The sequence below is a fragment of the Syntrophomonas sp. UBA5494 genome, from assembly GCF_002426325.1.
In genome coordinates this window covers 6,138-15,635 of sequence record NZ_DIPG01000030.1, presented here as the reverse complement: position 1 = coordinate 15,635, position 9,498 = coordinate 6,138, and the positions used below count along the sequence as shown (strand labels likewise).

Below are 9,498 nucleotides of genomic sequence, written 5' to 3'. Positions count from 1 at the left end.
TTCCCGGTAATCTTTAAGTTCGTGTAGGACGCGTGTAGGATGGGACGTTCTTTTTGCTTCCCGCTCCCGCTTCTCATGTTTTCCTTTGCTCGTCCCCATCTGTCACAGGTCCCGAGCTGATAAAAAGTACCGCCCCCACTGGCATTTTTTCGCCCTGTGGGGGTTCTTTCATTAGCCAGTTTCCCCGGAAACGAAGAATATAGCCCCGCGCTCATTCCCGCAAAACCAGTCTCCAGGTCCGCATGCTCAATCACAGTTTGACGTCCCATGCTTCGTCATGACCCTTCAAGCGGGCAGAAGAACCCATGCCTGGGGTTATTAGAATCCCTGCTGCTGAATATATTAAGGCAGGACTCAAGATAAAACGGAGCTAAGAACATGACTGCTTTCTCCCACAAGTCAATATTGATATTCTTCACTGCTATGGGCATAATCCTGGGCGCCTCGTTACTGGGCTCTTTTGCCGCTGTTCTAATCAAGGAACCACCTATGAGCACCATGCTTAAACTAGCCCGGGAAATCAAGATTTGGGCTATTGTAGCAGCCATAGGAGGGACTTTTTACACCTTCGAGATAATAGAATCCGGGATCTTTAAAGGAGAGGTACGACCCTTAATCAAACAGCTGCTGTATATTTTTTTCGCCATTGTAGGCACTCAGGCCGGGTATTACTTGATTGTCGTTCTGGCTGGTAAAGGCAAATGAAATTATTCATTTTCTGGGCGGCTGTGTTTATCCTGGGGATGCTGGCTGGTGCATCTTTGAGCACCATAATGATCGGTTCGCAAATAGATGACTTACATATAGAAAATATATCCTTGCGGGATAATCTTCAAACCCTGGAGAAACAGATACAGCAGCTGCAAGAAAAGCCCCAAAAGAGGATAGTGAGCAGAATTGATACCCATGTAGAGTTTGCTGATGAAAGTGATTTTAATGATATCGAAGAAAGTGTCATTAGGCTGACTGTAGAGAAATGCATTCGTGAGTGGCTGAACCCCATACTGGGGCAGAATGTGGCTGAAGTCAACTATCTGCTCATTCCCGGCATAATAAACCGGGAAATAGAGACTGATAAGAATGTGGTCTTACTGAGGGTAGAGATGGTAGTCATATCCGACACAGTCAGTATTTATGTGGTAGTGCAGCCAGCTCCAAGCCATGGTGATACAAATGTCGATGTCCTGGGAAGCAGAGGGGGAAGCAAAAGAACCGGTCTCTTGCTTCCCCCCGGAAAAATCCCTGTACTTCCTGCCAAATGCTCCATTTATCTCTGCGGCGGTTCCCAGCTCTTGGCGGTGGCCTGTGATATACGGTCGATCACAATAGCCAGGACCACAATGGCCCATCCGGCTTCAAAGCCTTTTCCTGCCGCAACGCGATTAGTGGCCTTGAGCACTTCTTCGCCCAGACCGCCGGCTCCTATCATACTTGCGATGACCACCATGGATAGGGCCAGCATAGTGGTCTGATTGATCCCCGCCATTATACTGGGCATGGCCAGGGGCAGGCGCACCTCTTTGAGCATTTGCCATGGCGAGGCGCCAAACACCAGGGCGGCTTCCTGTATGTCATTGGACACTTGGCGAATGCCCAGGTTGGTAAGCCTCACAACCGGAGGCAAAGCATAGATCACCGTGGCGAAGACCGCAGGTACTTTGCCCAACCCGAACAACATCAGAGCTGGAATAAGATAGACCAGGCTGGGCATAGTCTGCATGGCATCCAGCACCGGGGTTATTAAGCCGTTGAAGCGTTCAGAGCTTGACATGGCAATGCCCACGGGGATGCCGACCAGCAATGAAATCGATACCGCCACCACAACAATGCCCAGTGTCTCCATAGCCACTTCCCACAGCCCGAACATGCCGATGCTAAAAATGAGTACTCCGGGCAAGAGAGTTTTGTAGAAGCTTCTGGTGAGGCGCCAGGAGATCGCTGTGACTATTATAATCCACCCCCACCAGGGGACCCATTTCAGAATGTGTTCGATTTCAAGCAGCATGCTCAACACCAGGGCGGATACAGCGTCAAAGAAAGGTCCCCAGGATTTCACCATCCATTTTACCGAACTGTCAATGTAGGGTGCTAAATTATATCGCCATGATTCAGGAAACATTGTTTTCACCTCCCAGTGGGTACAGGCACGGGAACCGCTGCCACACCGGACCGGGGCTGCTTGACGGCGCGTTTATGCCTGGGAAACACCTGATTGCTGCTGCCCGGCAGAAGCGAATTGGCATCTTGAACAAAACGCTCCACGTATTCGTCAGCGGGATTGCTCATCACTTCCGCCGGAGTGCCTTGCTGCAAAAATTCCCCGTTCCTCATCACCGCCATGGTGTCCCCCAGGCGAACGGCTTCGCTCAGGTCATGGGTCACGAACACGATGGTGCGGTTGAGCTGCTTTTGCAGATTGATAAGAGTATCCTGCATCTCCCGTCGGATTAAGGGGTCCAGGCCGCTGAAAGGCTCATCCATCAAGAGCAGACCGCTGTCTTGAACCAGCGCCCTGGCGATGCCGACCCTCTGCCGCATACCGCCCGAAAGCTGCGCCGGATAATAATCTTCCCAACCGGTAAGCCCCACCTGTGCGATGGCCTGCCTGGCCAGATCTTCTCTTTCACGGGGTGCTACCCCGCACAATTTCAAACCAAAAGCCACATTGTCAAGGACATTGCGATGAGGCAGCAAACCATAATGCTGAAACACCATAGCCGTTTCATGGCGGCGAAAATCGATGAGCTCTTTCTTGTCCAACTGTAAGACATTGCGGCCATTGACCTTGATTTCCCCCCGGGTGGGTTCTACCAGGCGGGGAATGCAGCGGATCAGGGTGGATTTACCGCTGCCCGACAGTCCCATGATGACAAAAACCTCACCCTGCTTCACTTTAAATGATATATTGCGTACTGCTGCCACAGCACCGTTATTTTGCAGCTGCTCAACGGCCTGTGCATCTTCCAGGTCAAGATCCGCGGCCTGTTTGCCGAACACTTTCCATAAATTATTTACTTCCAGAAGGGTATTATGATCGTAGTTTTTTATCATGGCTACTTCACCTCTTTTAGGGCTTGTTCCACCTTCTGGGCAGCTTCCTCGGTAACCCAGCTCTTCCACCGCTCCGGGTACTTTTTCAAGAAATAGATGGCGGCCTCATCGGCTTCGGTGTCGTTTTCCTGCATATAGCCAAGGAAATCGTTGTTTTCAGCCAGTGTGGTCTGGTATTTGGAAACCAGTTCCACCACTTCGGGAGCCCTGTCTTTGAGGCTGGAGTGAACCCCCTTTAATACTTGCGCTGCCGGGAAGGCACAGCCGATATTATTGGGATCATTGTATACTTCCGCATTATATTCAGGCTCTTCCAGCATGGTCATATCCAACAGGCCCATTACCCAGGTAGGTTCCCAGTAATAGCCCACCCAGGGCTGACCCTTTTCATAGGCGGTCAGCATGGAAGTGGCCAGGGCGGTATCGGAACCGGTGCTGAAAAGGTTAAATGTCTTATCTAATCCGTAGGTCTTGAATTTGGTTGCATTGGTTTGAGTTACTGCCCATCCGGGAGGACTGGTGTGGAATCGCCCTTTAGTCGGCACTTCAGCGTCTTTGAAGAGATGCCAGTAACGGGGCAGATCAGAGACCGATTTTAAATCGGGCGCTACTGCCTTAATGCCACGCTCAGGGTCGCCTTTTATCATATAGGTGGGCACATACCAACCCTGGGGAGCGTCAGGGAAATTTTGCCCCAGATCCAACACTGCTCCGCTGGAAACCGCTTCATTCCAGGGCTCTTCGTAATTGTCTTTCCAAATCTCCATGGTTATATCAATGTCACCTTTGCTCATACCCTGCAACAAAGGCAGGGTCTCGCCAAAGGTATACTGCGGTTCGGGATAGCCATAACCATGCTGCAGGATAAAGCCCACGATGCGGTTGTGCACTTTAACGCTATCCCATGATACGTCGGCCAATACCAGTTTTTCCTTTTGACCTCCAGCGCCGGTGTTGCTGCCGCTTCCGCCACAACCCACTGCGAATAATCCAAATGCAAACAATAGTGATAACAGCAAAAGTCTGACTGTAATCTGGCCTGAAAAAGATTTAATTGTGTTCATGGATACCTCCTACCGGCCTGAAGCCACGGCAAGCGGAAGAGAGCTCAAGAAAGGAGAAATATACATATGAAGCATAATCGAAAAGGAAAAGTAGGATGATAAAGGGCAGCTGCAGGGGGCAGCATGCTTAACATCTGAATTCCCAATCTGCCTACGAGGTTAGCTGACGGGCTCGGGCCTGGGTTAGCCCTATTCCACAACCGATATAGGGTTAATGAAAACTCGCCCCATAAAATGGTTCCCCCGTGTCTCGACTCCGAGGCTTCGGCCTATTTTAGTCTTTAATTTCGATGACTTATAAATCAGCGGATGATGCTTTCTTGGCACCACCAAGCGGACGCGATTACTTCGTCAGATCATCACTCCTTTCAGAATATAGGACTTTACATACAAATATGAAACCAAGTCCCCTACAGTAAAAGCTGTGCTACTGCAGTGCCATTGATATGGTGAGAAAATCGACTGTATCAAGTTTAAATGATAAATGTGGCAGAAATGAAGCAAAACTGAGACGCAAGCTTCGCCGCCCGGGCTAAAAAGCCGATAATCAGGGATCTGTAGGCCATCAAAATATTTTGGCCAGCATTTCCGCGGAGATGTCCATACCGGTGACCTGCATACCCATAAGGGCCAAATCTATAGCATAAATCCCGGTGCCGCAGCCCAGGTCGAGAACAGTTTCCCCGAGATGCGATCCATGGACTTTAAAACCATCTCTCTTTCCAAATCGTGAACAGTACTGCCGACTTCATCTGTATACCACTTGTCGTACTCGGCGGCGATTGCATCAAATATCTCGGCTATTCTAAATGCCCTCCCCAATTTGTCATACTATTAATTGTAGCCTAAGGAAGCGAAGCATGTGGACGTTCTTTTACTTCCTTCCACGCTTCAAATGACCGGCAGGCCAATATAGGGAATAATCTTGACAGGCAAGAAGCTTCTAGCGCCGTCATAATCGTCTTCGCTTTCCGGGCGGATGATATTCATTTTTCATTGTCTCCTTCTTTAGTAATTGCCACATTTCCCTCCACATGCCGTTTTCCCATGAGGTGTCTGGCTTTGCGGTTGGCCACGCTGTCAAATATGATGGAGAAATCATAGTCTTCCGGATAAAGCTCACTGGCGGGCACAAAGAGCTTAATGCGCTTGTGATTGACCAGCCTTTTTTGGCCTTTCACCTGTACGCCGATTTCCCCCTTTTCATTGGAACGAGCGTAAACGATACCGATTTCCTTGCGCGGATAGACAAACACGCTGTCTCCAATGTTGAATTTATCGCGGTGAGACTGTATTTCAGGCTCCGGCTCCTCTTGTTTGACGATCCTGGGCGGTGTGGCGGCGGCCCGGTTGGGGGTTGAGTTGTTCTGCTGCGCCGCTGACCGATGCTCATCGGTTTTGCTGCCGTAGGCGGCCTGGTGGGCGCGTTGCAGCATTTGCCGGGGCATCCCCAGTCTTTCCGCAATATGCAGCGCGCAGCTTTCACCGGCTTCCCCGATTTCAAGCTGATAGAGCGGCATCAGGCTTTCCTTGTCAAAGGTCATGCGGGCGTTTACCAACCCGGGCTTCATGCTCGCATATTCTTTTATCTCCGGGTAGTGGGTGGTAACCACAAACAGGCATCCTTTGGCGCCGAGCTCATCCAAGATCGCAATGGCCAGCCCCATGCCTTCGGTGGGATCAGTCCCGGAGCCAAGTTCGTCCAGCAAGACCAGGGATTCTTGATCGGCCTGCTTTAAAATAGCGATGATGTTCCTCATATGCGAGGAAAAGGTGGACAGGTTTTCGGCTATGCTCTGCCCGTCGCCAATGTCGCACAAGACCAGATTGTTCAGGCAAAAGTCGCTGACTTCATCGGCGGGGACGTGCAGCCCGCTCTGCGCCATCAGAGAGAGCAGCCCCACTGTCTTAAGAGCTACGGTTTTGCCGCCGGTGTTGGGCCCGGTAATGACCACTCCCTTATTATCCCCGCCGGCCTCAAAGTTCAAGGGCACTGCGGAATCCCGGGAAATCAAGGGATGCCTGGCATTCTCCATGCGAATCCTTCTGGCGGTGTTCATGCCGACCGGTGATGCTTTCATCAAGATGCTGAGCTTGCCTTTGGCGAAGAGGAAATCGAGTGTTTCCATGGTCTCGATATTGTGCTTGATCGTTGCAAGATTACCGCTGATCAAGGCCGTCAGCGAGTACAGGATGCGCCTGATTTCGCTGTCCTCTTCAATTTGCAGGGCGTATAGCTCCGACTGCAGTCTGCCTACCGATGCAGGCTCGATGAAGCAGGTTCCCCCGGTATTGGACATCTCGATGACTGTGCCCGCGACATCCTTCTTGTGTTCGCGCTTCACCGGCAGGGTATAGCGGCCGCTTCTCATTGAGACAAAGCTTTCTGAGAACCAGGCTTTGTTTTTTCGCAAGAGGGATTCCAGCTTGGCTTTGATCTGATCGTTGGTCACAACTATCTGCCTGCGGATATCACCCAGCCGGGCCGATGCCCTGTCATCCACCATGCCGTTTCTTATGCAGCGCTCAATTTCGTTTTCCAGCTCTGCCAATTCGTCTATCGATCCCCCGTACCAGGCGATATCCGCATCGGTTGCCTCGGCTTTCTTGAGATATCTTTTCATCCTCCGGCAGGATGCCAGGAAGGACAAAACCTGCATGATCTGCTCGGGCACTAGCATGGCTTCTATGGCGATCAGGTTCATGACCTGGTGCAGTTCCGCCATTGATGAAAGGGGCGGTGTCCCGATCTGTTCAATAATGCGCCTGGCCTGGGTGGTTTCATCCATCCATAGCTTCACTTGGGCCTCTTTTAATGATGGCGCCAGTTCCCGGCAGCGGTTTTTGGCAGCCGCGGACAATGCGTTTTCGGCCAGTTTTTCCAGTATTTTATCAAATTCAAGGGCGGTGAAATTATCCATTGGGACCTCCTCATAAAAATGAAATGCCCGCCAGAGATAGCAAACCTGTAATAGTCAGAATGCTCCCTGCGGGCCAAAACCTCAATATACAAAAACTGCGCGGCAAGCACACCTCGCCACGCATCTATTATTATCTAAACATAGATTGAAGCAGTCTGTCAGGTATGTCTTTCAAAAGGGCAGCACAAAATAAGGGAAATAACCCGCCATGCAGCGCCTTTTGCAACTATATCTAGTTGAGAACCACCATAACAGACAGAACGGACATCAACACGCCACCTTTTAATAATATACGTTATCAGCATAAAACCATTTTATGCTGTTGTCAATAGAACTGGATCCCGACTGACAGTATCGACCTTTTGTCGCCGGAATTAAGTTTCCCCGCCCTCAACAGAAGCATTGACCCCAGTTGGAAAGCAGAGCGGCGTCTTAATGTTTTCCAACCGGTTTCCCGGCAGTATGGTCGCAACCGGCCAGAGCCCCTTCACATTTCAATATGTGCAAAAAAGGAACCTCTCCATTTGGCAGGGTTGTGTTAGTATAATCACAGCAAGAAATATAGTTAATGTTATTGACCAATAACTGGAAGAGCACGCTATGAAATTCACCGGACAACCTAAAAAAGCCGTCATTTATGGAGCGGTTATTCTGCTATTGGCTTGGGCAGCCTACCATGCCTTGAGCCCGGCCAGGGTTCCGGCTTATGTAGTGGTAAAACAGGACTACGTTCCCTCATTACTGCTGAGCGGAGAGGTCATCGCCGAGGGGAGCACCCTGCTGTCCAGCCTGAGTTCAGGCAAGGTGATCGATTGTCCCGTCGCCGTCGGCGCTAAAGTGCAAAAGGGACAATTGCTGGTGCAAATCGACGATTCACAGGCGCGTGTGAATAGAGACCGGGCTGCCGCCGCCATGCAGCTGGCCAGTTTGCAGCTGCAAAAATCCGCCACCGTCACTTACGAAGAAGCCCGGGCTAGCAGCGTTCAGGCCGACCTGGCCCTGGAACAGGCCCAACAGGAGTTGCAGCGTATTCAAGTTCTGGCTGAAGCCGGAGCGGTCAGCCGTGCGGAGTTGGAACAAGCCCGGCGCAATCACACTGTGAGCCGGGAACTGGCCCGTTCCGCCCGGGCCGCCATGGAGGCCCTGCAGCAGAGCGGCTCCAGTATCGCCATTCTTCAGGCCGAGTTGCAGCAGCGCCAATTAGACCTGGCCGAGAAAGAACTGTTGCTGGAGCAGTTCAGAATCCTGGCCCCGGCGGACGGATCGCTGTTGGATTTATATGTTCGCCCCGGGGAATTGGTTTCAGCCGGAAATAAAATTGCTTTATTAGCCGCCGGAGATGGATTGAGGATAAAAATCCAGCCAGATCAGCGTTATGCCGAGATGGCTGCATTGGGTAATCAAGCTCAGGTATGGCTGAGCAATGCGGCCGCTGCTAAATGGGAGGCCGAGGTGGTCTATGTAGAGCCCAGCGGTAATGCTGAACAAGGCTCTTTCACAGCTGAATTGGGGTTTTCCGGTCAGCTGCCCCCGCTGTATCCGGGACAATTGCTGTCGGTGCAGCTGTTCGGTCCGCTGCAAGAAGGAGCCATCCTCCTGCCGGACAGCTATTTGACGGTGGAGAACGGGCAAAACGGGGTATGGCTGGCCATAGACAACCGGGCTCATTTTACTCCGCTTCAGACCGGTTTGAGAACCGAAGCCGGGATTGTGATTACCGAGGGACTTAAAGAGGGTGATCTGGTTTTGCAACCGGCTGATTTGAAGGAAAACATGAAATTGTCCCCACAGCAGGGAACGGTATAGGCTATGAAAAGCAGTTTTTGGTTTGAAATCAGTTTGGCCCGGCGCTTCTTGGAGGAGAACAAAGCTCAAACCATGTTGATCGTTTTGGGCATAGCCATCGGGGTGGCGGTGATGGTGTTTTTAAGCGCCCTGATAGACGGCCTGCAGGCCAATCTTATCCAGAAAACCGTGGGCAGATCGGCTCACCTGGTGGTCGGCAGCGCTGATTATGGGGCGGCCAACGCCAGCCGGACCCGGGCAGAGCACCGGGTTTTGCTGCAGGATAAAACCCAACAGAACGTAGCTCCCATGGTGGAATGGCGCAATGTGAGCGCTGCCCTGGCTGCCGACAGCCGTATTGAAACCGTGCTGCCGGTGGTGGAAGGCTCGGGATTGATCCGGCGCGGTCAGGCCGATTGCGCCATTGTTCTGCGCGGCTTTGATCTGCAGCGGGGCGACCGCATCTATGATCTCAGCAATTCCATTATTGCAGGGAGCCGGAATGCGCCTGACGGGGCTGTGCTGATTGGCAAAGATCTGGCTGAAGATCTGGGCATAACCGCCGGTGACCCCATACAGCTCGAACTGTCCGGCCGGGAAGCTCTAAGCATATTAGTTGACGGCGTTTTTGACCTGGGAATGAGTGCCGCCAATCAACGCTGGCTGGTCATGGATCA

10 protein-coding genes and 1 riboswitch are annotated in these 9,498 nt (G+C 51.7%); of the genes, 3 read left to right on the top strand and 7 right to left on the bottom strand.

What is annotated here, in order from left to right; genetic code table 11:
* The coding region (locus tag B3W37_RS02990) for a hypothetical protein (RefSeq protein WP_483174743.1) at positions 1-254 on the bottom strand (254 nt) is incomplete at its 3' end.
* Positions 255-378: 124 nt separating this feature from the next.
* Between B3W37_RS02990 and B3W37_RS02985 the strand changes: the two genes are divergently transcribed.
* A complete protein-coding gene (locus B3W37_RS02985; RefSeq protein WP_483174742.1) occupies positions 379-705 on the top strand; it encodes a YtrH family sporulation protein in 327 nt (108 codons plus the stop codon).
* Positions 706-1,267: 562 nt separating this feature from the next.
* On the opposite strand, the gene B3W37_RS02980 is transcribed toward B3W37_RS02985, so the two are convergent.
* The 6 genes from B3W37_RS02980 to B3W37_RS02955 all read right to left on the bottom strand — a co-directional run bounded on the left by B3W37_RS02980 (position 1,268) and on the right by B3W37_RS02955 (position 7,036).
* The gene (locus tag B3W37_RS02980) at positions 1,268-2,119 is read right to left on the bottom strand and encodes an ABC transporter permease (protein WP_483174741.1); all 852 of its coding nucleotides are present in this window, start codon (positions 2,117-2,119) and stop codon (positions 1,268-1,270) included.
* 5 nt (positions 2,120-2,124) lie between these two features.
* Positions 2,125-3,051: an ATP-binding cassette domain-containing protein gene (locus B3W37_RS02975; RefSeq protein ID WP_483174740.1), complete on the bottom strand. Its 927-nt coding sequence runs from the start codon at positions 3,049-3,051 to the stop codon at positions 2,125-2,127.
* A 2-nt stretch (positions 3,052-3,053) separates the two neighbouring features.
* Positions 3,054-4,115: an ABC transporter substrate-binding protein gene (locus B3W37_RS02970; protein ID WP_483174739.1), complete on the bottom strand. Its 1,062-nt coding sequence runs from the start codon at positions 4,113-4,115 to the stop codon at positions 3,054-3,056.
* A gap of 134 nt (positions 4,116-4,249) precedes the next feature.
* Positions 4,250-4,395, bottom strand: a riboswitch (cyclic di-AMP (ydaO/yuaA leader).
* A 285-nt stretch (positions 4,396-4,680) separates the two neighbouring features.
* Positions 4,681-4,755 (bottom strand): hypothetical protein, encoded by a 75-nt coding sequence (locus tag B3W37_RS02965; RefSeq protein ID WP_483174745.1) that lies wholly within the window; start codon positions 4,753-4,755, stop codon positions 4,681-4,683.
* Entirely contained in the window at positions 4,752-4,937 is a 186-nt protein-coding gene (locus B3W37_RS02960; RefSeq protein ID WP_483171875.1) for a hypothetical protein, read from the bottom strand. The genes B3W37_RS02965 and B3W37_RS02960 overlap by 4 nt, the downstream gene beginning before the upstream one ends.
* Before the next feature lie 164 nt (positions 4,938-5,101).
* The gene (locus tag B3W37_RS02955; RefSeq protein ID WP_483171876.1) at positions 5,102-7,036 is read right to left on the bottom strand and encodes an endonuclease MutS2; all 1,935 of its coding nucleotides are present in this window, start codon (positions 7,034-7,036) and stop codon (positions 5,102-5,104) included.
* A gap of 600 nt (positions 7,037-7,636) precedes the next feature.
* On the opposite strand from B3W37_RS02955, the gene B3W37_RS02950 reads away from it, so the two are divergent.
* Both B3W37_RS02950 and B3W37_RS02945 read left to right on the top strand, forming a co-directional pair.
* Positions 7,637-8,842: an efflux RND transporter periplasmic adaptor subunit gene (locus tag B3W37_RS02950; RefSeq protein WP_483174738.1), complete on the top strand. Its 1,206-nt coding sequence runs from the start codon at positions 7,637-7,639 to the stop codon at positions 8,840-8,842.
* Between the two features lie 3 nt (positions 8,843-8,845).
* The coding region (locus B3W37_RS02945) for an ABC transporter permease (protein ID WP_483174736.1) at positions 8,846-9,498 on the top strand (653 nt) is incomplete at its 3' end.